Source organism: Pseudoflavonifractor sp. An176 (assembly GCF_002160435.1).
Lineage (GTDB): Bacteria > Bacillota > Clostridia > Oscillospirales > Oscillospiraceae > Enterenecus > Enterenecus faecium.
Window position 1 is genome coordinate 15,956 of record NZ_NFKO01000019.1, and the last position, 23,237, is coordinate 39,192.

The window sequence follows — 23,237 nt, forward strand, 5'->3', positions numbered from 1 at the left end:
TTTTTGCCCTCTGGCCCATAAAATACATAGTTACGATACCTTTATTATTTGAAAAAGGAATGAGAGTTTTATGGCACAAGACAAAAGCAAACAGGTCAGCCAGATCACCGATATGGAGGCCGACTTTGCCCAGTGGTTCACCGACGTGTGCACCAAAGCAGAACTGATTGACTATTCTTCCATCAAAGGCATGTTTATCCTGCGCCCCTATGGCTACGCCATCTGGGAGAACTTCCAGAAGATTCTGGACGAGAAGTTCAAGGAGACCGGCCACGAGAATGTATATCTGCCCATGCTCATCCCCGAGTCCCTGCTCCAGAAGGAGAAGGACCACGTGGAGGGCTTCGCCCCTGAGTGCGCCTGGGTCACCTTCGGCGGCAGCGAGGAGCTGGAGGAGCGCTACTGCATCCGCCCCACCTCTGAGACCCTGTTCTGTGAGCACTACTCCCACATCATCCACTCCCACCGGGACCTGCCCAAGCTGTACAACCAGTGGTGCTCCGTGCTGCGCTGGGAGAAGACCAGCCGTCCCTTCCTGCGCCACCGGGAGTTTTTGTGGCAGGAGGGCCACACCATGCACGCCACCGCCCAGGAGGCCATGGAAGAGACCGAGCGCATGTTCAACATCTACGCCGACTTCTGCGAGAACTACCTGGCCATGCCCGTGGTGAAGGGCCGCAAGACCGATAAGGAGAAGTTCTCCGGCGCTGAGGCCACCTACACCGTGGAGTGCATGATGCACGACAAGAAGGCCCTCCAGGCCGGCACCTCCCACTACTTCGGCGACGGCTTCGCCCGTGCCTTCGGCGTGAGCTTCGCCGGCAAGGACAACCAGCTGCACACCCCCTTTGAGACCTCCTGGGGCGTGTCCACCCGCCTCATTGGCGGTGTCATCATGACCCACGGCGACAACAACGGCCTGGTGCTGCCCCCCCGCATCGCCCCCACCCAGGTCATCGTCATCCCCGTGGCCCAGCACAAGGACGGGGTCATCGAGGCCAACCAGGCCGTGTGCGACCGCCTGAAGGCCGCCGGCATCCGGGTGAAGATGGATGCCTCCGAGCAGTCTCCCGGCTGGAAGTTTGCCGAGTATGAGATGAAGGGCGTGCCCCTGCGCCTGGAGCTGGGCCCCAAGGACATGGAGAAGAACCAGTGCGTGCTGGCCCGCCGTGACAGCGGCGAGAAGACCTTCGTCTCCCTGGACAACATCGAGGAGACCGTGAAAAACCTGCTGGAGGAGATTCAGCAGAGCCTCTTCGACCGTGCCAAGCGCAACCTGGACGAGAACACCTACCCCTGCTCCACCCTGGAGGAGGTCAAGGAGAAGATGGCCACCCAGGGCGGCTTTGCCAAGACCATGTGGTGCGGCGACGAAGCCTGCGAGCTGAAGATGAAGGAAGTGGCGGGCGTGTCCTCCCGCTGCATCCCCCTGGAGCAGGAGCACCTGGGCGACGTGTGCCCCGTGTGCGGCAAGCCCGCCAAGCACATGGTGTACTGGGGCGTTGCTTACTAATTGACAGATAAGTATAACAGGCGTATCATGTCCCCCGGCATGGTACGCCTGTTAGCATATGGAAAACTTGCAAAATGGCCAAACACTCTTACACGATAAAGGAGGCTTGTGATTTCTATGCATATTGACATGCTTCTTCTCTTCCTGTTCATCCTGTCCTTCCTGGCTTTTGTCTCCAACCGTATTCTCTCCCGCTACCTGTACATGACCGCCGGGCTCAAATCCTCTGACGCCATGATCTATCTGTCCCAGTTGTGGAACGACGGAATGCACCGGAATCGGCAAGAGAGGCTGATGAGCTGGCTGGAGTACCGCTCCGGCTACGCCAAAGAGTTTTACACCATGGCCCGGTACTACAACGCCTGTAGCTGGCCTACCGTTGTCTATCTTCTGGGCGCAGTGGCCCTCTCCATGGCAGGGTTCTCCCGCTACACCTGGGTGATGGGGGTGACCATGGTGGTGGTGTGGGCCATTCTCACCCTGCTGGGGTTCCGGTACGGGAAGTACATTGAGTCCGAGACCGCCGACTATTTCGACACCTCCCGCTACAAACCATACGAGCCGGAGGAGCCGGACGACTCCAGTGAGCCGTACTACGACTCCACGCCCACCGGGCCCTTTGCCACCGGCGACACGGAGGACACAGAGCGCCGCCGCTTCCGAAATGGCTATGCCCGGAACATCCTGGCTGTGGTGCTCATCCTGGCCTTTGTCCTGGTCCCCGTCCTCTCCCAGAAGTTTTCCCGTCCCACCACCTCCACCCCGGAGGCCACCACCCAGCCCTCCGAATTTCCCTCGGCCCAGCCCACTTCCGCAGGCACCCCTGAGGCTCAGGCCATGTACGACCGCCTGGATCAGGAGGGCTTCCACCCGCTCAACGCCGTGGGCCAGCTGTCTGACACCTACCCCGGCATCATCCTCTCCGACGGCATTCTGGTGGAGGAGGAGGGGCTGCACCTGGAGTATCTGGTGCTGACCCAGGAGAGCCAGGCCAAGGATCTGGCCCAAGGACTGCAACACCAGCTCTATGAGCTGGTGGCCGCCCGGGACCCGGACATTACCGAGGAATCCGGGGAGGGCTACACCCTCTACACCCAGGAGACCGAGGGAGACTATGGCGTCGTGGTGCGGGACGGCACCAACATCCTTTATGTCTACTGCCCCCAGTACGACACCACCTGGATGAAGTGGTTTCTCAATGATTTGGGGTATCTGAGCGACTATTAAGGGGGTTCTGTTATGGATATCACCCTGTTTGTCATCAACACCGTCATCTGCGCCATATTCTGGCTGTTGAGTCGGTTCTGCTGCGCCTGGATTGGGCGGCTATCGGAGGCCTCCGCCGGGCAGACCCTCCGGGATGTGGAGGCCCACCTCAGCCAGGCCCCTGGAGAGAAACTCTTCCCCTGGCTCATGGACATCTCCCCCCGGCCCCGGCTCACCGCCCTGTTTCACTACCTGTTCCGCGGCCTCACCTCCCTGCCCCTCTTGGGCATGGTCTTTGGGGTCACCCTCCCCTTTGTCCCCGCCTGGGAGGTGTACGCCCGGTACCTCATCAACACCATGTTTGTGCTCTATATGACCCTCTTCGTCCTGGGTCTGGCGCTCTTTGACCCCCTGCACTACCGCTGGACGGGGAAATACCGATAAAAGCGACCAGGGGCCTTCCACGATGGAAGGCTCCTGGTCGTTTGCTGGTGTTGCGTTTTTCCGCCGACTCCTTGCGTTGCTGGCGTAGGGGAGGGGCTTGCCCCTCCCGAATCCCCCAGGACAATGCCGGAAAAGCAACGGGCCGGGCAAGCCCGGCCCCTACCACGGCTGGTAGTATCTGTCCTCCCTCCACTTGGCGGGATTCTCTTCGATATACTGCCAAATCCGCAAATAATCTTCTTGGTTGCCAATGACATGGTCATAATAGCTGCGTTGCCACAGCCGCTCCCCCATAACACCTCTTACTTGGTTCCATCTACGGGTGGTCAATGACTTAAACGCACCCAGAATCTCAGGCAACGATGCCGTAGGGGCCGAACTCGCCGACAAGCGCAGAATGGCATGTACGTGGTTGGGCATGATCACATATTTGTCTACTGCCACATGGGGAAAGCGTTCTGGCAGCCGTGCTGCTTCTTCCCGTACCATCTGCCCCACTGGAGACAGTTCGGGCCGGGCAAGCCCGGCCCCTACCACCGTGCCCAACACACAGCGGTTATCTTGGGTGCATACGGTGACCAAATAGTAGCCAGCGGTACCATAATCGTAGTTGGGTAGCCGCATCCGCTTCCGGCGAGGCAGCTCCGCACCGCTCATCCCAGTGTATCCGGGGCAAAGGACCGGGCGGGCAGCACATCGCTCAAACCCACCAGCACCGGGTCCAGCCCGTTGTCCCCCCACTGGGGCGGAGGCGTCTCCAGGCGGCGGGGCGGCATCCCATCCCGCAGGGGAATCACCGCCACCATATTCACCCCATAGCCCAGCTTGCTGTCCGCCATGAGCAGACCGCCGTGGAGCTGGGCAATCTGTTGGGCCAGGGCCACCCCCATGCCCTGCTCCTCCTGAGGGGGCTGCTGAAAGAGGGCGGACAGCTGCTGGGCATCCAGCCCCGGCCCCTGATCGGACACGGTGATGCGCACCGACCCGGTGCCCGGCTGCACCGTCAGCTTCACGGGGCTGGCCGTTTTGGCAGCGTTGGACACCAGTTCCAGCACCAGCTGCTCCAGCATTCCGCCGTCTGCCACTCCGGACAGCCCCGGCGCCACCTCCCAAGTAAAGGAGACGTTGGCCCCGGCCAAGGCGCCCTCCAGCCGCCGGGCCAAATCCGTGCCCCAGCGGGTAATATCCAAGGGAGCCACTTGCAGGCGCACCTCGTCCTCATCGGTGAGCCGCCGTGCCAGCTCCAGCCGCCCCACCAGGCGCAGCATGCGGCACACGCTTTGGTTGATGGTGCTCAGATACGCGCGGCTCTTTTCATCCGTGGCGTACCGCTCCAGCAGCTGACTGGCGGCGGTCATCTGGGCCAGCTGCATCCGCAGCTGCGCCATGTGCGCCCCGGTGGAGCTCTCCAACATCCATCGTTCCAATCCTCACGCCTCCCTTGCCCATTATCCTATGCAAAGAAGCCCCATTTCTCTCTGGAAAAATCAGGGCCTGTTCAGTATGACCCATTATACCAGATTTCGACGTGGGCAACAAGCACCCCAGAAAAATTTTCCTGAAAATGCCAAATCCGTGACGGCGCACCGTCACGGATTGGAACATTTGTCATTCAGCGTCCAGCTGGGCGGCCACCTGGGCCAGAGGATTGGGGGTGTAGCCCTCCACGGTGCCCTCGTCCATGGCGTTGGCCAGGGCGGAATCCAGGGGCAGCTTGGCCAACACAGGCAGGTTCAGCTCAGCGCCCAGGGCGTCGATGGTGCTCGCACCGAAGATGGGGTGCTCGCCGCCGCAGTCGGGGCAGCGGAAGAAGCTGTAGTTCTCCACCAGGCCCAGCACGGGCACCTTCATCATCTCCGCCATGCGCACGGCTTTGGTGACGATCATGCCCACCAGGGTCTGGGGCGCGGTGACCACCACCACGCCGTCCACCGGCAGGGACTGGAACACGGTCAGGGGCACGTCGCCGGTTCCGGGAGGCATGTCCACGAACAGGTAGTCCAGCTCGCCCCACACCACGTCGGTCCAGAACTGCTCCACCGCTCCGGCGATGACGGGGCCACGCCAAATCACGGGGTCGGTCTCGTTGTCGGTGAGCAGGTTCAGGCTCATCATCTTGATGCCGCCGGCGGTCTCCACCGGCAGGATGCCGTCATCGGTGCCCATGGCGTGCTGGTGGATGCCGAAGGCACGGGGGATGGAGGGGCCGGTGATATCGGCGTCCAGAATGCCCACCTTCTTGCCCCGGGCGGCCATGGCGGCGGCCAGAGAGCAGGTGACAGTGGACTTGCCCACGCCGCCCTTGCCGCTGACCACGGCGATCACCTTTTTGATGTGGGAGTGGGCGTTGCAGGACTTGCGGAAGTCGTGGGGCTGTTGACGCTCCCCGCAGTTGGAGCTGCAGCTGGAGCAGTCGTGGGTACATTCACTCATGGAAACATCTCCTTATACAGTCTGCCCAGAGGGCAGACGTTTTCCTCAAGTTCGAATTGGCTTGGATATTTTACCACAGTTTGTGCCCCGTTACAACGGGTGAGGCGGGAAAAGCTACTCTACGGTGGTAGGGGCCGTGGCTTGCCCGGCCCGCCACTCCCCTGGCATTGTCCTGGGACATTCGGGAGGGGCAAGCCCCTCCCCTACGCCCGATCTATGGAAATCCGTGCCGCAGGCACACCACAGTTATTCATTATTCGTTATTCATTTCATACTCACCCAATAAACTCGTGCAACAGCGAATCTTTCGGCACCAGTCCCGGCTCAATGGTCTCGAACCAGTCAAAGGCCCGCACCAGCTCCAAAAGCTCGTGGCGGCGCTGGTTCTCCTGGGGCACCGCCGCCATGAGGGGGCGGGCGTAGCAGGCCATCACCGACACCTCATAGGGCAGGGACGAGTCGAAGAGCATATGGGCGGTGTGCTTGTAGGGGGAGATGTACAGCTTTTCTCCCCGGCGCACGTTGGCCCACATATCCAGGGTGCCCACAATGTCGGTGCCCCGGAAGTTGAAGTCCCGCACCGCCCGGCGGGTCAGCCGCATCCAGGTGCCCTTGAAGCGCAGCACCTCCCCGTCCATCACATTGCTGCGGGCGGAGATGTACAGCCGGGTGGCGTTGGGGTGTCCGGCGGTGAGTTTGGTGTTTAGCGCGTGAATGCCCTCAAAAATCGCCACCTCATCCTTGCCCAGCTTCAACGGCTTGGCCTTGCTGTCGTTGCGCATCTGGCGGGCAAACTCGAAGTGGGGCACCAGAATCTCCTCCCCCCGGGTGAGCTGGGCGAAGTGCTGGCTAAGCAGCTGCAAGTCCATCATCTCCGGGGACTCGTAGTCGATCTCCCCCTCGGGGGTGCGGGGGGCGGTGCTGGGGTCCCGGCGCACAAAGTAGTCGTCCATGGAAATGGTGTGGGTGCCCACCCCCCGCCGCTGCAGCTCGGCGGTGATTTTATGGGCGGTGGTGGTCTTCCCCGACCCGGAGGGGCCGGAGAGGAGCACCACGGGGCTCAGCTTCATATTTTTGCAGATCAGATCGGCGGCCTGCTCCACTTTTTTCTGGTATTCCGCGTCACACGCCTGCATAAATCCCAGCTTATCCTGCCGGACTGCCCGGTTGATTTCCTCCAGTTGATAGGCCATGGTCTCTTCCTCCTATGCTATGCCCGTTTGAATTGCTTCTCCAACTCTCCTCGGGTCAGCTCGATGGCCACGGGCCGCCCATGGGGACAGTACTTCACCTCTCCCGCCATGACCTTCTGGGCTACCCGCTCCAGCTCCTGGGGGTCGTTGCGCTGGCCCCCCTTGATGGCGGCCTTGCAGGCCATGGTGTGCATCACCTCATCCCGGGCGGCGCTGGGGTCCGCCCAACCGGTGAGGCGCAGCTTTTTGGCCAGTTCCAGCAGAGTGGGCTCCACATCCCCAGTCTCCAGGTAGTCGGGCACCGCCCGCACGGCGATGCTCCCCGCCCCGAACTCCTCCAGCTGGAAGCCGAAGCCCTCCAGCACCTCCTGGCCGTCCAGCAGCACCTGCCGCTCCTGGGGTCCGGGGGTGATGGTGATGGGAATGAGCAGCTCCTGCACCATGGGCCGGTAGTCCTGAGCCTTGAGCCGGTCGAAGTTCACCCGCTCGTGGGCGGCGTGCTTGTCAATGAGCACCACCTTGTCCCCCTGCTCCACCATGATATAGGTGTGGAACAGCTCGCCCCGCACCACCCAGGGCTCCTGGGGTTCCTCCACGGGGGTGGGTTCCGGCTCTGGCTCCACCACGGGGATGGGAATCTCCGCCTCCACTGGCTTCTCCACCTGGGGAGCCGGGGTGGGCTTCTTCACCCCCACCGGGGCGGGAGCGGTTGCCACAGGGGCCGCCGCCTTGGGTTTCTCCTCTACCACGGTGGGCGGAATCTGTTTCGACTCCACCGCAACACTGGCTTGGACGGACTTCTCCTCCACCACCGTCCGCTGCACCACAGGCCGGGAGATAAAGGAGGAAGCAGCCGGGGCCGCTTTTTTCTCCTGTACCGTGGGGGTGTCCAACGGAGTCACCCGGCGGAAGGGGCTGGGCGTGGTCTGGGGCTTGGAAACCACCGCCGCCGGGGGCGGGGTGGTGGTGGTCTTGGGCTGGGCCACCGTGGAGGTAAGCATGTCGTGGAGACTGGTCTGGTTGGGGGTGACGGTGTCCTGGCGGGGCAGCACCGACTTCACCACCGCCTGGGGGCGGCTCTGGTCCCCGTTCAAAGCAGCCAGCACCCCGTGGTACACGGTGGAAAACACCTGCTGCTCGTTTTGGAACTTCACCTCTGTCTTTGTGGGGTGGACGTTCACGTCCACGGTGTTGGGCCGCACGGTGAGGTGGAGCACACAGCCCGGGAACTTGCCCACCATCTTCTGGTTGCGGTAGGCCTCCTCCAAGGCCGCCATCATCACCCGGCTTTTGATGTACCGTCCGTTGACGAAAAAGTGCTGATAGCTGCGGCTGCCCCGGCAACAGGTGGGCAGGGAGACAAAGCCGGAGATCTCCATGTGCTCCCCGGACCCCTTCACCGGCAAAAAGCCCAGGGCCAAATCCCGGCCCAGCACGGCGTAAATGGCACTTTTCAGCTGTCCGTCTCCGGGGGTGAGCAGTTCCTGCTTGCCGTCCCGGATGAACTTCACCGACAGCTCCGGGTGGGACAGGGCCAGCCGCTGCACCACAGCGAACACCGCCGCACCCTCGGCGGAGTCTTTCTTCATGAATTTCAGCCGGGCAGGGGTGTTAAAAAACAAATCCCGCACCAGCATGGTGGTACCCTTGGGGCATCCCGCCTCCTCCTGTTCCACCAGCTGTCCCCCTTCCAGAGACAAGGCGGTGCCCAGCCCCTGGCCCTGGTTGGTGAGCAGTTCCACCCGGGACACCGCCGCAATGGCGGCCAGAGCTTCCCCTCGGAAGCCCAGGGTGCCGATGGCCTCCAGGTCATACTCCGAGGAGATCTTGGAGGTGGCATGGCGGAGAAAGGCGGTCTGGCACTGGTCGGGGGCGATGCCGCAGCCATCGTCGGTGACGCGGATGAGGGCCATGCCCCCGTGGGCGATCTCCACGGTGACGGCGCCCGCTCCGGCGTCAATGGCGTTTTCCATCAGCTCTTTCACCACCGAGGCGGGCCGCTCCACCACCTCACCGGCGGCGATGAGGTCCGCCACATGGGGGTCAAGTTGTCGAATGGTGGGCATACGCTCCCCTCCTTACAGCTCCAGCAGGATGGTGACCGGGCCGTCATTTTGGGAGAACACCTGCATGTCCGCCCCAAATTCCCCGTGCTCCACGGTGAAGCCCCGCTCCCGGCACTGGTCCATGAACCGCTCATAGAGGGGGATGGCCAGGTCGGGCTTAGCGGCCCCGGAGAAGCCGGGGCGGCGGGAGGAGGTGTCGGCGTAGAGGGTGAACTGGCTGACCACCAGCAGCGAGCCCCCCACCGTCTCCAAATTTCGGTTCATTTTCCCGGCCTCGTCCTCGAAAATCCGCAGGCCGCACACTTTATCCGCCATTTTGTCCGCCGTGGCCTGGGTGTCGTCGGGGCCGACGCCCAACAGCACCAACAGCCCCTGGTCAATGGCTCCGTTTACCGCCCCGTCGATTTCCACCCGGGCGTTTTTGACTCTGGTCACCACTGCTTTCATGTGGGTTTCCTCCTTGTGGTATGGGTATTTGGTTTGAGTATACCACAATGCCCCGAGAAATGCTATGCTCTCCCCGGGTGGGAGATGCAGGCAAACGGGGCTGCCGCATCCCGAAGATGCAGCAACCCCGTTTGGAATTCACGATCTCATTGGGCAGAGCGGTAGCTGTAGAGCAGGTAGTCCTCTTGTTCCGGCTCGTCAGACCAGATACGATGCCAGCGCAGCCACACCTGGGTCACGCCGTCCTCCTCCACCGTCTCACTCTTCATCTCGTATTTCGTGCCCGGGTTGAGTACACCTTGGTCCTGCACCACATAGGTGTCCAGGGCCACCAGGTTCTCTCTGAGGCTGCGCTGCAACACCAGCAGCACCGGACCCTCCTCCTCGGTGTCCTTGGACAGAATGAGAAGCCGTTTCCCCGTCTCTTTGGTGGGGTCCAGAAACTCCGAAACCTCCTGGAGCTCTTCGGGCTGGATTTGGGTGACGTCCCGATACCCCCGCTCCTCCAGCTGCTCCATGGTGGCGTCCCGGGGCAGGGTCTCTCCCAGTTCCTCCCAGAGATCGCCCAGCTCACCACTGGGCCAAACGGGGTGGGTCTCCCGGTAGTGGATGTAGCCACGGTAGCCGAAGATACCCACTACCACCACTACAAAGACCACAAGGACTGCCACATACCCACGCATGGATTTGTTCTCGCTCTTCATACTCCTTCACCTCCACAATCATGTGTCCTAGTCCGTTCTTACCAGCCTTCCCACTCCAGGGTCCAATTGCCCACAAAGGTAGGAATATCGGAAAATTTGGAGGCATAGGTGAGAGAACCATCCTCAGAGGTGTAATATACCCCATCTTTCACCAGGAGAATGTCTCCGCTTTCCCCTGCATTTCCCTCCAAATGGTACTGATTCCCCCCGGACGCCTCATAGGTGCCCTCCTCCAGCAGGCCGTCCTGCTGGTTGTATTTGCAGTAATTCCCATTTTTGTCAAACACAATATACGAACGCCAATAGGCATTGGTGGAATAAGAGCCCGCCAAGCTCAGCTCCCGGCTGGCATTCCACCGGTCCAGCTGGACCAGGTTGATGCAGCAGGAGACACAAAACGCCACCACAAGTCCCCAAAAGGCCAGGCGACAGACGGGGACCTCCTTCATCAGTACCTGTTTGATGGCAGCCATTCTCTTTTTCATGGTCTCACGTCCCTTCTCTTCCATGTGGAAACCTTACGCCAACATGGATTCCGCCATTCTCACTAAAACCTCCTGTTCGGGGCCTTCCAGGCAGCAGGCCACCTGCCCGCTGTGCCACGTCACGGTCACACCATCCGAATGTTCCAGGATGTACACGGTCTGTCCGTATACCTCGGTGCGCTCCACGGTTCCTTCCGCGGTTTCCAGGGCCGCTTGGGAGATATCTGCATTGGAAATCTCCAAAACCATGGTGTTTCCCTGGTATTCATAGGTGGTATTCAGCTGATAGTACACCTGATCCAGGGTATAAATCCGCTCCGTGGTCTGGCTCTGGCACCCCCGGGGCAGCCAGGTGGGGGCTTTCACCTGGGTGACGCCGTAGGTGTCCAGAACGCCCTGTAAGGGATCGTCCCCCACCCATCCGGCGGCCCGGGCGGTGAGCATGCCCACAAACGCCAAAACCAGCGCCGCAGCGGTGGCCCCCAGGCCACGGGGCAGCCGCTTCCACCGCCGTATTGTTTGGGTGTGTACGGGGGCTTGAGTCTCTTCCTCTCGGTGGAGATAGTCCCGCTGAAAGCGGCTCCAGGCCGCCGCCGTCTCCGCTTGAATCTCCTCCGGCGTCTTCTCCCGGTGGACAATCAGCTCCAGCATGTACAAAATATCCTCGGTGGGGTATTCCTCCACCCCTTGGGAATCCAGGCGCAGAATTTCTTTGAGTTCTTCGCTGCCCATCCGGGCCAGCTCGTCCCGGGACTTTCGCATACCTGGCTCCTCCTTTCACTTGGTATATGTCAAATTTCCTTGTTTGGGGGACACCTATTCCTGCTGTTGTTCAAAATATTTTTTCAGCTTTTTTCTGGCCCGCTGCAACTGCTTTTTGCAGGCTTCCCGGGAAAGCCCTCTGGCCCTGGCCAGCTCGTCCACACTCTGGTGCTCCAAGGCGTACTCTTTCATCAGCTCATACGCCCCTTGGCCCACCAAATCCCCGTAGATGGTGTCCAAATTCTCCTCGTCAGTGGCCGCCACCTCTCCGGCTTCCTCCGCCGCCTGGGCCGCCCACCTTGCCCGGTCCCGGCTCCTGCGGGTGGCCTGGATGACGTGTTTCAGAGTCTCCATCATCCAGCCCTGGGGGTTGGGGCTGCCCATGAGCACATCGATTCTGCGCCAGGCGGTGGCAAAGGCCTCCTGCACCGCCTCCTCCGCCAGCAGGGCGTCCCCCTCCAGGGCATATTGGGCGTAGCGCAGCAGGGGGGCATACATGCTCCGGTACAGCTGCTCTAGAAATTCCTCTCGGCCCATGGTCTCCCCCCTTTTCCCTCTTCTTAATGCTACCATACCGCAAAATCTCCCAGCCCGCAAGGCCTCCTTTCCCGTCGCCCAACTCACAAGAAAAAATGGGAAAAACTCTGGACATCTGGGAGTTTTTTCATTCCTTTTTTTCCATGGTTGTGATATAATGCTATGCTGTAAAAATATCAGCAGGCATTCTGCTGTGTACTTGGAAATGATAAAATCGAGGAGGAATTTCCATGCAAAATCGTGTCACTGTCACCGTAGCCGGACACAACTATACGCTTTTGGCGGAAGAGGGAGAGGACTACGTACGCCGCGTGGCGGACTTCGTCAATGAGCAGATGCGCCAGACCCAGGAGGGCACGGAAATCAGCCAGCTGAACTGCGCCCTGCTCACCTGCCTGAACATCGCCGACCAGTATGCCAAGGACAAGGTGTCCAGCGCCAACCTGCGCCAGCAGATCAAGGACCTGCTGGAGGAGAACGCCCAGCTGAAGCTGGAGCTGCACCAGGCCAAGCATCCCCGCCCGGATAAGAACGTCAAGAAGTAAGGGAAAGCCCCTGGGCGTATCTGAAAATCAAGAAATCGCCGAATTTCCCACAAGCAACAGACAGATACAAGGCAAAAAGCACAGGAATCCTGGATGGATTCCGAGCATTTTTAACGTAGTAGCTGGCGTTGATTGTTGGGAAAGTCAATGATTTCGACTTTTCAGAAAGCCCCTAATACGGAGGAATACTATGGAGATATTATCCCCTGCCGGCAGTCCCGAGGCCGTCCGTGCGGCGGTCTACGCCGGGGCGGATGCCGTGTATCTGGGCTACGGCCCCTTCAACGCCCGCCGCAACGCCCGGAACTTCAACCGGGAGGAGCTGGAGGAGGCCATCCATCTGTGCCACCTCTACGGGGTGAAGGTGTACCTCACCCTCAACACCCTGGCCTCGGACCGGGAAGTGGCCCAGGCCGCCCAGGTGGCGGTGGAGGCCTCGAGTCTGGGCGTGGACGCCATTCTGGTCCAGGACATGGGCCTTTTGCAGGTGGTGCGGAAGGTGGCCCCCGACGTGCACCTCCACGCCTCCACCCAGATGACCATTCACAACCTGGACGGCGTGAAACGCTGTGCGGATTTGGGGCTCACCCGGGCGGTGCTGTCCCGGGAGCTGTCCGCCAAGGAGATCTCCTACATCTGCGCCCACTCCCCCATTGAGATTGAGACCTTTGTCCACGGAGCGCTGTGCATGTGCTATTCGGGCCAATGCTTCTTCTCCTCGGTGCTGGGTGGCCGCAGCGGCAACCGTGGCCTGTGCGCCCAGCCCTGCCGCCTCAGCTACGGCTGGAAGGGTAAAGCCGACCGCTATCCCCTGTCCCTCAAGGACATGTCCCTGGCCGGACACCTAAACCAGCTCCAGGACATGGGGGTGGCCTGCGCCAAAATCGAGGGCCGAATGAAGCGGCCAGAGTACGTGTGGGTGGTCACCAAGGTGTACGCCGACGCCCTGCGGGAGGGCCGGGAGCCCACCGCGGAAGAGGTGGCCCAGCTCACCGCCGCCTTCTCCCGCCAGGGCTTCACCGACGGGTACTTTATGGGGGACAAGGGCGCCCACATGTTTGGCGTGCGGGAGCAGCAGCCGGAACCCAAAGAGCTGTTTGCCGCCGCCCGGGCGGGGTATGATAAGCCCACCCAGCTCATTCCCGTGACCCTGGCCGCCTCCATTCAGGCGGACGCCCCCGCCTCCCTCACTCTCACCGACCAGGACGGCCACACCGTCACCGTCACCGGGCCCGCCCCGGAGGCCGCCCGCACCCGTGCCCTGGAGGCAGAGGATGTGGCGGCCCAGCTGTCCAAGACCGGAGGCACCCCGTACCGCATTGATCAGTACCAGGTGGAGGTGGAAGCAGGTCTGTCCCTGCCCCGCTCCGCCCTCAACGCCCTGCGCCGGGAGGCCGTGGAGCAGCTCTCCGCCCAGCGGACCGCTCTGCCCCAACGGCGGCACTTTCCCTATGAGCCGTTGCCCAAGGTGGCAAATTCCACCCAGGTTCCCGCCCTCTATGTCACCCTCCACAGCGCCCAGCAGTGCTCACAGGAATTGCTGGAGGCCCAGCCCGCCCGCATTGCCCTGCCTGTCGACGAAGCGGCCAGCCACCCCCAGGTGGTGGCGGATATCCTCGCCCACGGCATCCAGGCCGCGGTGGTGCTCCCCCGCATCTGCTGGGACGGAGAGCTGGATACCCTAAACCAGCAGCTCACCGTGTGCAAAGAGCGGGGTATTTCCCACGCCCTGGTGGGCAACCTGGGCCTGCTGGACGTGGCCCAAAACCTGGGCTTCACCCTCCACGGAGACTACGGCCTCCAGGTGTTCAACAGCCACAGCGTGGAGGAATACCGCTGTCTGGGCCTTGCCTCCCTCACCGCATCCTTTGAGCTGAAGCTGGCCCAGATTCGGGACCTGTCCAAGACCCTGCCCGTGGAGCTCATCGCCTATGGCCGCCTGCCCCTGATGATTACCGAGAACTGCGCCATGAAGGCGGGAGCGGGCCAATGCTGCTGCGGCAACGGCAACACCCTCACCGACCGCCGTGGGGTGGGCTTCCCGGTCCTCAAGGCCTGGGGCTGCCGCAACGAGATTTTCAACGCCGACACCCTCTTTTTGGCGGACAAGTCCGGGGACTACCTCCGGGCCGGGGTGTCCGGGCTGCAGCTGCTGTTTACCACCGAGGATGCCCGCACCGTGGTAGACATGGTGCGGCGTTACCAGGGCGTGGGGGATGCTGCCCCCGCGTCCTACACCCGTGGTCTCTACTACAGAGATGTGGAATAATTGTTAGGAGGAACCATTTAAGATGGACATTATTTTGGCATCCCAGTCCCCCCGGCGGAAAGAGCTGCTGGGCCAGATGGGGCTGCGGGGCTTTAAAATCACCTCCCCGGAGGTGGACGAGACGGTGGAGGAGCACATGCCCCCCGCCCAGGTGGTGGAGGAGCTGTCCCGGCGCAAGGCCCTGGCGGTGGCCGGGCACGCCGACCCCGATGACCTCATCATTGCCGCCGACACGGTGGTGGCCCTGGAGGGTGCGGTGCTGGGCAAGCCCGCCGACCAGCGGGATGCCTTTGCCATGCTCTCTGCCCTCAGCGGCAACCGCCACTACGTCTACACCGGACTCACCGTCATCCAGGGGGACCAGGTGGTGACCCAGCACGAGTGCACCACCGTCACCTTCCGGGAGCTGGAGCCGGAGGAGATTTCCCACTACATCGCCACCGGCGAGCCCATGGACAAGGCTGGGGCCTACGGCATCCAGGGCCTGGGCGCCATGCTGGTGTCCGGCATTGAAGGAGACTATTTCAACGTGGTGGGCCTGCCCATCTTCCGGCTGAGCCGGATTCTGGCGGGCTTCGGTCTGGACCTGTTCCAGATGGCCGACCACTGAGGACAGGAGATACTATGAAGGGATTTTTCCGGAACAACGGAGGGCTTTTGGTGGTGGCGGCGGTGCTGCTGGCCGCCCTGCTGGCCATTCTCTCCGCCATCACCGGGGCCAACCCCATCACCAACGCCCTCCAGGTTATCACTCGCCCGGTGGGGTCGCTGACCTCCGGCATCTCCAACTGGTTCCAGGGGCAGCACGACCGCCTCACCGGGTATGACCAGCTGCTGGAGGAAAATGAGAAGCTGAAGGAGCAGCTGGCAGACCTGGAGGAGCAGGTGCGAGAGGGGCAGGACGCCCTGCGGGAAAATGAGCGGCTGCAATCCCTGCTGGGAGTGGCCCAGGAGCACCCGGACTGGACCTACGCCTCCGCCACCGTCATCCAGCGTTCCACCACCAACTGGGCCAACCAGATCACCATCAGCGTGGGCAGCGGCCAGGAGGTGGAGGCGGGTGACTGCGTCATTGACCAATACGGCAATCTGGTGGGTGTGGTGAAGGAAGTGGGCACCAACTGGGCTCTGGTGGACACCCTGCTGGACCCCGGCATGGAGCTGGGGGTGCGAGTGGCCCGCACCGACGACAGTGCCATGGCCCAGGGGGATTTTACTCTCATGGGCGAGGGCAAGCTGCGCATGACCTATATCCCCCAGGACGCCCAGCTCATCAGCGGCGACCAGGTGACCACCTCGGGGCTGGGGGGCAAGTACCCCGGCGGCCTGCTGGTGGGCCAGGTGGAGAGCATCGAGACCGAGGCCGACGGCATCAGCCGTTCGGCGGTGCTGAGTCCCAGTGCGGATGTGGAAAACATCCGATATGTATATGTAATCACCAATTTCGAGGGGTAAGTCTCCCCTCTAGGGGCTTTCCTCTTCTCATATTTCTCAGACGCAAATTTGCGCCCCCGGCAGGGACGCTCCGCTGGGGTCCATTTTGAGTGGCCAAAATAAGGAACCTCCGATTCCCTACAGCATCGGAGTCTTGTGGCCCTTTTACGCCATAAATTCGTTGCATCTTCTGGAAATACACCAAGTATTTCTGCGAAGCTGCGTCTCTTTCTGACGCAAAATGTCTCACAATTCTCTCTCGCTTAGGGAATCGGACGTTCCTACCAAAACCCGCTTAGGGCGTTCCCCCCTAAGGACCTCCCTTTGGGTACGAGGCTGGACCTGCGTCAAGCTGTTGTTCGGCCCGTGACCCTTGCCGTGGCCCCTATTTGTGCCACCACACCAGGCCACCCTGGGTAGCTGGCCCTACAGCTGGGCGGTTTCCATACCCGGGCCTACCTTGGAAAAGCAGCGTTCCCGCCGCCGAAAGTTTCTGCCGCACTATCCTGTTGCGCTGTGGTAGGGGCCGTGGCTTGCCCGGCCCGTGGCTACCCTGGCATTGCCCTGGGAAATTCGGGAGGGGCAAGCCCCTCCCCTACGCCCATCAATCCAAGAAATGCGGCAATTTTCAAGGTCTTTTTGTGTCCAGCCCTTCCAGAACTGCATTGACACGCCACCCCGTACCGCGGGGTGGATTCCACAAGGCGGGGGAAGGCCCCGCCTTTGGTGGTCTTTGGTTCCTTTCTGGCAGCAGAAAGGAACCCCCAGCGGGGAGCGTCCCCACCAGGCTGGCAAGCCTGAGACGGGGAACGTATCAAGATACCTGGCTGATTGCCCCGCAACAACAAATAGAAAGGTCGTGCACTCCATGGCGGAACTCACCCCCATGATGAAACAATATATCAAAATGAAGCAGGACAATCCCGATTGCCTGCTTTTCTTCCGGTTGGGGGACTTTTACGAGATGTTCCAGGACGACGCCAAGATCGGCGCCCAGGAGCTGGGCCTCACCCTCACCACCCGGGACCGCAACAAGCCGGAGGAGGAGCGCACCCCCATGTGCGGGGTGCCCTACCACTCCGCCCAGAACTACATCGCCCGACTTATCAAGCGGGGCTATAAGGTGGCCATCTGCGAGCAGATGGAGGACCCCGCCACCGCCAAGGGCCTGGTGGAACGGGACATCGTGCGCATCGTCACCCCCGGCACCGCCATGGACGACGTGATGCTGGACGAGAACAACAACAACTACATCTGCTGCGTGTACCTGGACGGGGACCGGGCAGGTATGGCGGTGTGCGACGTGTCCACCGGACAGTTCCACACCACCCCCTTCTCCGGCACCGACTGGCTACCCCACCTGTGCAACCAGCTCTCCGCCTGTCCCCCCAGCGAGGCCATTCTCTCCCCCCAGGCCGCCGCACAGCGGGAACTGGTGGAATTCTTGCGCCAGCGGCTGGACTGCCTGTGCCAGACAGGAACGGAAGAGCAGTTTGCCCCCCAGGCCGCCGGGTCCGCCCTGGAGGTGTGCGGGCTGTGGGAGACGGGAGCCCCGCTGCCGGAGCAAGACCTGGCCTGTTATCAGGCCGCCGGCGCTCTGGCCGGGTACCTGACCCAGACCCAGAAGACCGACCTCACCCACCTGGGCCCCCTGGTGGTGGAGCAGCCCGACCAGCGGCTGTACATGGAGCTGGACCTCACTGCCCGGCGCAACCTGGAGCTCACCGAGACCATGCGCAGCAAGGACAAGAAGGGCTCCCTTCTCTGGGTGCTGGACCGCACCCGCACCCCCATGGGCCACCGGATGATTCGCGCCTGGCTGGAGCGGCCCCTGCGCTCCCCCCTGGCCATCACCCGCCGTCAGGACGGGGTGGCCGCCCTGGTGGACAACCTGGTGGCCCGGGAAGAGCTGAGCCACGCCCTGCGCCAGGTGCCCGACCTGGAGCGGCTCATCGGCAAGGTGGGCTACGGCTCTGCCAACGCCCGGGACATGAAGGCCCTGGCCCAGGGCCTGGGGATGCTCCCCGCCTTGGCCGCCCAGCTGGAGGCTCTGACGGGCCGGGCCATGGAGGGCATCAAGGACGGCATGCTGGGCCTGGAGGACCTGCAACAGGCCATTGATGGGGCCATCCGGGACGAGGACGACGACCACCGCCTCCCCTTTACCATCCGAGAGGGCGACTTCATCCGCCCCGGCTACGACGAGCAGGTGGACCACCTGCGGGACATCCTCACCAACGGGGCGGATATGGTGATTGCTCTGGAGAGCCGGGAGAAGGAGCGCACCGGCATCAAGAGCCTGAAGGTCCGGTACAATAAGGTGTTCGGCTACTACATCGAGGTGTCCAAGTCCAACTACGACCTGGTGCCCGAGGACTACATCCGCAAGCAGACCCTGGTCAACTGCGAGCGGTTCATTACCCCCGAGCTCAAGGACCTGGAGCACGAGATTCTCTCCGCCCAGACCCGCATCACCGCCCTGGAGTACCAGCTGTTCTGCCAGCTGCGGGACACGGTGTCCGCCCGGGTGCGGGAGGTGCAGCGGGCCGCGGGCAGCGTGGCCCAGCTGGACGTGCTCCTCTCCTTTGCCACGGTGGCGGTGGAGCGAAACTACTGCCGCCCGGTGGTGGACGAGAGCGGAGTCATCGACATTCAGGAGGGCCGCCACCCGGTGGTGGAGCACACCCTGAAAGACACCCTCTTCGTGCCCAATGACACCCACATGGACGAAAACGAACACCGTCTGTCCATCATCACCGGCCCCAATATGGCGGGTAAATCCACCTACATGCGCCAGGTGGCCCTCATTGTGCTCATGGCCCAGATGGGCTGCTATGTCCCCGCCCGCTCTGCCCACATCGGCGTGGTGGACCGGGTGTTCACCCGCATCGGGGCCTCCGACGACCTGGCCGCCGGACAGTCCACCTTCATGGTGGAGATGAGCGAGGTGGCCCAGCTGCTCCAAAACGCCACCCGCCACTCCCTGCTCATTCTGGATGAGATCGGCCGGGGCACCTCCACCTATGATGGCATGTCCATCGCCCGGGCGGTGCTGGAATACTGCGCGGAGGCCAAGAAGCTGGGAGCCAAGACCCTGTTTGCCACCCACTACCACGAGCTCACCGCCGTGGAGCAGGAGCTGGAGGGGGTACACAACTTCCACATCGCGGTGAAAAAGCGGAAGGACGACATTGTCTTCCTGCGTAAAATCATCCCCGGCGGGGCCGACCAGAGCTACGGCATCGAGGTGGCCAAGCTGGCGGGGGTGCCCAATCCCGTCATTGCCCGGGCCCGGGAGATTCTGGCCCAGCTGGAGAGCCAGGGGGCGGTGGCCCCGGTGGGCACCGTGTCCGCCCCGGCCCAAGAGCAGATGACCCTGGGAGATTTGGCGGGCGGCGAGGTGCTGGACACCCTGCGGAACACCGCCGTGGACACCCTCACCCCCATTGAGGCGCTGAACCTGCTCTATCAATTGAAGCAAAAATTGTCCTAACATTCCCAAGAGGCCATGCAGAATCGTCTGCATGGCCTCTTTTTTGACAATCTCTTTACATGATTCATACCTTTGTCCGATAGCACCATTTGCAGGCTTCCCTTATAATGCCATCTGCGAGAATTGGAATCATTAAGGAGGAAACAACACATATGAAAAAGCGGTACACAAAGCTGGCCAGCGTGGCACTCAGCGCCGCGCTGCTCACGGGGATGTACCCCCTGGCCCTGGCCGCCCAGGAGACCCCCAACACCGCCCTGTGGGGCTCCACCGCAGGCTTTGACGTGGACAGCCTGACCCTTCAGCCCGGCCAGACCACTGCATCCATCAACCTCAACTGGTACGCTCCCGACGGCACCCAAACCGCCCAGATCGCTCTGGGGGATGGCCGGGTGGTAGAGGCCACCGTGTCCGAGCTCACCACCCCCACCAAGGTGGACGAGAGCAAGTACACCGACACGGGCAAAATGGTGTGCAAGGCCACCGTGTCCGGCCTGGTGCCCGGCACCAGCTACGAATACCGCATTTCCAACGACGGGGGCCAGACCTGGTCCCAAGTCTATACCTACACCACCCCCCAGGCGGACAACTTCACCTTCGCCTTCACCAGTGACCCCCAGATCAAAGAGGACCAGTCCCACAACGACGACGGCTGGAACTCCGCCGACGGCTCCAACCAGACCGGATGGGCCAAGATGATGGAGGTGGTGGGCCAGGCTGGGGCCACCCTGATGGTGTCCGCCGGTGACCAGGTGGAGGACCAGAGCTGGGGCAAATCCAGCGAGTACGAGGCCTTCTTTGCCCCTGAGGAGATGACCTCCATCGCCTACGCCCCCGCCGTTGGCAACCACGACCGCCACTACATGTTCGCCGACCACTTCAACCTCCCCAACCAGATGGAAGTGGCCCAGGACGGTCTTTCCGGCACCGGCACCCTGCTGGAGCAGGTGAAGACCACCTTCCGGGGCCAGAACAGCGGCACCAGCCAGAGCCACGGCAACTACATCCAGGCCACCGCCGATGAGATTGCCAACCACAGTAGCAGCAACGGTGTCACCCCCAACGCCGACGGCCAGTACGACTTCACCGAGCGCCGGGAGATGGAGACAAAAGGCAACTACTACTATCTCTACAACAACGTGCTCTTTGTCACCCTGAACACCGGGGCCTACCCCGGCGGCAACGACGACCTGGAGGGGGAAAACGGGGACAACGCCAGCGTGCCCAGTGCCACCCGTGACAACTCCGAGGCCGAGGCCATGGTGGAGAACTTCCGCCGCACCCTCACCAGCGCCACCCAGGAGTACGCCGGCCAGTATGACTGGCTCATCGTCACCCACCACAAGTCCACCCAGACCGTGGCCAAGCATGCCGCCGACTCGGACATTGAGAACTACGTGGACGCCGGGTTTGAGACCCTGATGGACGACTTCGACGTGGACTTCGTCCTGGGCGGCCACGACCACGTGTACTCCCGCAGCTATGTCCTCAAGGGCGGACAGCGCAACGCCGAGGCCCTGGACACCTTCTATGACCCCGACGGCACCATTTACCTCACCGGAAACTGCGCCTCCGACATGCAGTACTATACCCCCTTCCAGTCCGTGGACAAGGCCAACAATGTGGACTACCCGGTGCTGGCCAACGGCGAGACCGGCTCTCAGGCCTACCTGGCGGGCAACCTGCCCCTGGGCAACCAGGAGTGGAACCAGGACTACAGCCCCAGCTACGCCCTGTTTGACGTGGAGGGGAACACCATCACCGTGAACGTGTACAACCTCAGCGGGGACAGCGAGACCCCCGACTCCACCCCCATCGACCACTTCACCGTCACCAAGAACACCGACGGCGGCGCACAGACCCAGGGCGAGGAGAACGGCGACGCCCAGCTGGACGTGACCAAGATCGCCGGATATACCTCCGGGGAGTTCAACGTGGACGGAGGCGTCATGGAGATTGTCTCCTACAACGCCGCCACCGGCTGGGCCTACGCCGTCAACGGCCAGTCCGGCCTGCTCACCGCCATTCCCCTGAAAACCCTGGAAGAGAAGGACACCGTGGACCTGCTGGACGGCAACGACATGGACATCAAGGCCATGGTGGAGGAGAACGACCCCACCTTTGCCTATGGGGACATGACCTCGGTGGCCGTCTCCCCCGACGGCTCCACCCTGGCCGCCGCCCTCCAGGCCGCTGGATATGCCGACGCTGGCCGGGTGGCCCTGTTTACCTGCAACTCCGACGGCTCCCTGACCCTGGACCAGCTGGTGGAAGTGGGCGTGCAGCCCGACATGGTCACCTTCGCCGATGACCACACCGTCCTCTCCGCCGACGAGGGCGAGCCCCGCATGGGCTACTCCGCCGACGTCATCGACCCCAAGGGCTCTGTGTCCGTGGTGGACGTGGCCACCGGCACCGCCCAGGTGGTGACCTTCGACACCTTCGATGCCCAGCGCTCCCAGCTCACCGCCAACCACATCATCTTGAAGCAGGGCTCCAACCCCTCCACCGACCTGGAGCCGGAGTACATCGCCGTGTCCGGCGGCAAGGCCTATGTGACCTTGCAGGAGGCCAACGCCATCGCCGTGCTGGACCTCACCTCCCGCACCTTCACCGGCATCTACTCCTGCGGCTTTGAGGACTACTCCGTCACCCCCGTGGACCTGGACAAGGGGGACGAGGCCTACAACCCCCAGACCTACGAGAATGTGCTGGGCATCCGCATGCCCGACGGCATCGCTGCCTATGAGGTGGACGGGGTCACCTACCTGGTGTGCGCCAACGAGGGCGACAGCCGGGAGTGGGGGGACTACCTCAACGAAAACGAGGCCAAGAAGGGCGCCGCCTCCCCCGCTGGCAACATCGCCGAGGGTGAGATCAGCGGCAAAGTGGTGTACTTCGGCGAGGAGAGCAAAACCGAGAGCGCCAAGGGCTATGACGGCCTGGATTCCTCCAAAGACTACCTGTTTGGTGGCCGCTCCTTCACCCTCTACGCCGTGACCGAGAACGGCATTCAGGAGGTGTTCACCAGCGGGGACGACTTTGAGTCCCTCACCGCCCGCTACTTCCCCGACTCCTTCAACACCTCCAACGACAACGCCGCCCTGGACGACCGATCCGGCAAGAAGGGCCCCGAGGCCGAGAGCGTCACCGTGGGCGTGGTGGACGGCAAGACCTACGCCTTTGTGGCTCTGGAGCGCACCGGCGGCGTGATGGTGTACGACGTCACCGACCCCAGCGCCGTGACCTACGTCAACTACATCAATTCCCGGGACTTCGGCTCCATCGTCCCCGGCTCTGAGGTGTACGAAGACGGAGAGCTGGACAAGTGGGTCACTGGCGGCGACGTGGCCCCCGAGGGCCTGGCCTTCCTCACCGCCCAGCAGAGCCCCACGGGGCAGCCCATGCTGCTGGCCGCCTGTGAGGTGTCCGGCACCGTGGCGGTGTACGAGCTGACCCAGCAGGAGACGGAGCAGCCCACCCCCTCCCCGGAGGTCACTCCCTCTCCTGAGGTGACCGCCACCCCCGCCCCCGAGACCTCCACCAATCCCGAGGCCACCCAGAAGCCGGAGACCGACGTGCCCCAGACCGGGGACACCGCCCAGCTGAGCCTGGTGCTGGGTGTTCTGGTTCTGTCCGCCGCCGGGCTGGCGGCTGTGGTGACGGTGCGTCGTCGGCGCAGCTAAGCCCCTGATAAAACAAGAAA

Annotated in this window: 19 protein-coding genes; 9 read left to right on the forward strand and 10 right to left on the reverse strand. The window is 62.5% G+C overall.

Features of this window, described 5'->3' with window-relative positions; genetic code table 11:
* The first annotated feature begins 70 nt into the window (after window positions 1-70).
* The 3 genes from proS (at window position 71) to B5F12_RS08400 (ending at window position 3,163) form a co-directional block, all read left to right on the forward strand.
* Window positions 71-1,513, forward strand: a complete 1,443-nt coding sequence (proS, locus tag B5F12_RS08390) for a proline--tRNA ligase (protein WP_087233147.1) — start codon at window positions 71-73, stop codon at window positions 1,511-1,513.
* 117 nt (window positions 1,514-1,630) lie between these two features.
* On the forward strand, window positions 1,631-2,740 hold the full coding sequence (locus B5F12_RS08395; RefSeq protein ID WP_087233150.1) for a hypothetical protein: 1,110 nt from the start codon (window positions 1,631-1,633) through the stop codon (window positions 2,738-2,740).
* A gap of 12 nt (window positions 2,741-2,752) precedes the next feature.
* A complete protein-coding gene (locus B5F12_RS08400; protein WP_087233153.1) occupies window positions 2,753-3,163 on the forward strand; it encodes a hypothetical protein in 411 nt (136 codons plus the stop codon).
* A 159-nt stretch (window positions 3,164-3,322) separates the two neighbouring features.
* Here the strand turns inward: B5F12_RS08400 and B5F12_RS08405 are convergent, their stop codons facing one another.
* From B5F12_RS08405 to B5F12_RS08450, 10 genes are all read right to left on the reverse strand, one after another.
* Complete coding sequence (locus tag B5F12_RS08405) at window positions 3,323-3,820, reverse strand: transposase (RefSeq protein WP_087233156.1); 498 nt, start codon at window positions 3,818-3,820, stop codon at window positions 3,323-3,325.
* Window positions 3,817-4,590: a HAMP domain-containing sensor histidine kinase gene (locus B5F12_RS08410; protein WP_143482363.1), complete on the reverse strand. Its 774-nt coding sequence runs from the start codon at window positions 4,588-4,590 to the stop codon at window positions 3,817-3,819. Before B5F12_RS08410 ends, B5F12_RS08405 begins: the two co-directional genes overlap by 4 nt.
* Before the next feature lie 181 nt (window positions 4,591-4,771).
* On the reverse strand, window positions 4,772-5,596 hold the full coding sequence (locus tag B5F12_RS08415) for an Mrp/NBP35 family ATP-binding protein (RefSeq protein ID WP_087233162.1): 825 nt from the start codon (window positions 5,594-5,596) through the stop codon (window positions 4,772-4,774).
* A gap of 275 nt (window positions 5,597-5,871) precedes the next feature.
* A complete protein-coding gene (locus tag B5F12_RS08420) occupies window positions 5,872-6,789 on the reverse strand; it encodes a nucleoside kinase (protein WP_087233165.1) in 918 nt (305 codons plus the stop codon).
* Window positions 6,790-6,806: 17 nt separating this feature from the next.
* Complete coding sequence (gene mutL, locus B5F12_RS08425; RefSeq protein WP_087233168.1) at window positions 6,807-8,855, reverse strand: DNA mismatch repair endonuclease MutL; 2,049 nt, start codon at window positions 8,853-8,855, stop codon at window positions 6,807-6,809.
* 12 nt (window positions 8,856-8,867) lie between these two features.
* The gene (gene dtd, locus B5F12_RS08430; protein WP_087233171.1) at window positions 8,868-9,302 is read right to left on the reverse strand and encodes a D-aminoacyl-tRNA deacylase; all 435 of its coding nucleotides are present in this window, start codon (window positions 9,300-9,302) and stop codon (window positions 8,868-8,870) included.
* Window positions 9,303-9,448: 146 nt separating this feature from the next.
* Entirely contained in the window at window positions 9,449-10,006 is a 558-nt protein-coding gene (locus tag B5F12_RS08435; protein WP_087233174.1) for a hypothetical protein, read from the reverse strand.
* 38 nt (window positions 10,007-10,044) lie between these two features.
* Window positions 10,045-10,491 carry a hypothetical protein gene (locus tag B5F12_RS08440; RefSeq protein WP_087233178.1) on the reverse strand — a complete coding sequence of 149 codons (447 nt, stop codon included), beginning with the start codon at window positions 10,489-10,491 and terminating at the stop codon, window positions 10,045-10,047.
* Window positions 10,492-10,524: 33 nt separating this feature from the next.
* Complete coding sequence (locus B5F12_RS08445) at window positions 10,525-11,253, reverse strand: DUF4367 domain-containing protein (RefSeq protein WP_087233180.1); 729 nt, start codon at window positions 11,251-11,253, stop codon at window positions 10,525-10,527.
* A 54-nt stretch (window positions 11,254-11,307) separates the two neighbouring features.
* Window positions 11,308-11,790 carry a sigma-70 family RNA polymerase sigma factor gene (locus tag B5F12_RS08450; protein WP_158096785.1) on the reverse strand — a complete coding sequence of 161 codons (483 nt, stop codon included), beginning with the start codon at window positions 11,788-11,790 and terminating at the stop codon, window positions 11,308-11,310.
* Between the two features lie 230 nt (window positions 11,791-12,020).
* Here B5F12_RS08450 and B5F12_RS08455 point away from each other — a divergent pair, with 230 nt between their 5' ends.
* The 6 genes from B5F12_RS08455 to B5F12_RS08480 all read left to right on the forward strand — a co-directional run bounded on the left by B5F12_RS08455 (window position 12,021) and on the right by B5F12_RS08480 (window position 23,217).
* Window positions 12,021-12,335, forward strand: a complete 315-nt coding sequence (locus B5F12_RS08455) for a cell division protein ZapA (protein ID WP_087233186.1) — start codon at window positions 12,021-12,023, stop codon at window positions 12,333-12,335.
* A gap of 190 nt (window positions 12,336-12,525) precedes the next feature.
* Window positions 12,526-14,604, forward strand: coding sequence for a U32 family peptidase (locus tag B5F12_RS08460; RefSeq protein WP_087233190.1), 2,079 nt, complete (start codon window positions 12,526-12,528; stop codon window positions 14,602-14,604).
* 22 nt (window positions 14,605-14,626) lie between these two features.
* Window positions 14,627-15,214: a Maf family protein gene (locus B5F12_RS08465; RefSeq protein WP_087233193.1), complete on the forward strand. Its 588-nt coding sequence runs from the start codon at window positions 14,627-14,629 to the stop codon at window positions 15,212-15,214.
* A gap of 14 nt (window positions 15,215-15,228) precedes the next feature.
* A complete protein-coding gene (gene mreC / locus B5F12_RS08470) occupies window positions 15,229-16,059 on the forward strand; it encodes a rod shape-determining protein MreC (RefSeq protein ID WP_087233196.1) in 831 nt (276 codons plus the stop codon).
* Between the two features lie 847 nt (window positions 16,060-16,906).
* Window positions 16,907-19,531, forward strand: a complete 2,625-nt coding sequence (gene mutS, locus B5F12_RS08475; RefSeq protein ID WP_087233199.1) for a DNA mismatch repair protein MutS — start codon at window positions 16,907-16,909, stop codon at window positions 19,529-19,531.
* Between the two features lie 152 nt (window positions 19,532-19,683).
* Window positions 19,684-23,217 (forward strand): choice-of-anchor I family protein, encoded by a 3,534-nt coding sequence (locus tag B5F12_RS08480; protein WP_087233202.1) that lies wholly within the window; start codon window positions 19,684-19,686, stop codon window positions 23,215-23,217.
* Window positions 23,218-23,237: the final 20 nt, after the last annotated feature.

Excerpts from the sequence above, each read along its gene's own strand:
- proS (WP_087233147.1), top strand. The coding sequence starts at position 71 with ATGGCACAAGACAAAAGCAAACAGGTCAGCCAGATCACCGATATGGAG.
- B5F12_RS08395 (WP_087233150.1), top strand. The coding sequence starts at position 1,631 with ATGCATATTGACATGCTTCTTCTCTTCCTGTTCATCCTGTCCTTCCTG.
- B5F12_RS08400 (WP_087233153.1), top strand. The coding sequence starts at position 2,753 with ATGGATATCACCCTGTTTGTCATCAACACCGTCATCTGCGCCATATTC.
- B5F12_RS08405 (WP_087233156.1), bottom strand. The coding sequence starts at position 3,820 with ATGAGCGGTGCGGAGCTGCCTCGCCGGAAGCGGATGCGGCTACCCAAC.
- B5F12_RS08415 (WP_087233162.1), bottom strand. The coding sequence starts at position 5,596 with ATGAGTGAATGTACCCACGACTGCTCCAGCTGCAGCTCCAACTGCGGG.
- B5F12_RS08420 (WP_087233165.1), bottom strand. The coding sequence starts at position 6,789 with ATGGCCTATCAACTGGAGGAAATCAACCGGGCAGTCCGGCAGGATAAG.
- mutL (WP_087233168.1), bottom strand. The coding sequence starts at position 8,855 with ATGCCCACCATTCGACAACTTGACCCCCATGTGGCGGACCTCATCGCC.
- dtd (WP_087233171.1), bottom strand. The coding sequence starts at position 9,302 with ATGAAAGCAGTGGTGACCAGAGTCAAAAACGCCCGGGTGGAAATCGAC.
- B5F12_RS08435 (WP_087233174.1), bottom strand. The coding sequence starts at position 10,006 with ATGAAGAGCGAGAACAAATCCATGCGTGGGTATGTGGCAGTCCTTGTG.
- B5F12_RS08440 (WP_087233178.1), bottom strand. The coding sequence starts at position 10,491 with ATGAAAAAGAGAATGGCTGCCATCAAACAGGTACTGATGAAGGAGGTC.
- B5F12_RS08445 (WP_087233180.1), bottom strand. The coding sequence starts at position 11,253 with ATGCGAAAGTCCCGGGACGAGCTGGCCCGGATGGGCAGCGAAGAACTC.
- B5F12_RS08450 (WP_158096785.1), bottom strand. The coding sequence starts at position 11,790 with ATGGGCCGAGAGGAATTTCTAGAGCAGCTGTACCGGAGCATGTATGCC.
- B5F12_RS08455 (WP_087233186.1), top strand. The coding sequence starts at position 12,021 with ATGCAAAATCGTGTCACTGTCACCGTAGCCGGACACAACTATACGCTT.
- B5F12_RS08460 (WP_087233190.1), top strand. The coding sequence starts at position 12,526 with ATGGAGATATTATCCCCTGCCGGCAGTCCCGAGGCCGTCCGTGCGGCG.
- B5F12_RS08465 (WP_087233193.1), top strand. The coding sequence starts at position 14,627 with ATGGACATTATTTTGGCATCCCAGTCCCCCCGGCGGAAAGAGCTGCTG.
- mreC (WP_087233196.1), top strand. The coding sequence starts at position 15,229 with ATGAAGGGATTTTTCCGGAACAACGGAGGGCTTTTGGTGGTGGCGGCG.
- mutS (WP_087233199.1), top strand. The coding sequence starts at position 16,907 with ATGGCGGAACTCACCCCCATGATGAAACAATATATCAAAATGAAGCAG.
- B5F12_RS08480 (WP_087233202.1), top strand. The coding sequence starts at position 19,684 with ATGAAAAAGCGGTACACAAAGCTGGCCAGCGTGGCACTCAGCGCCGCG.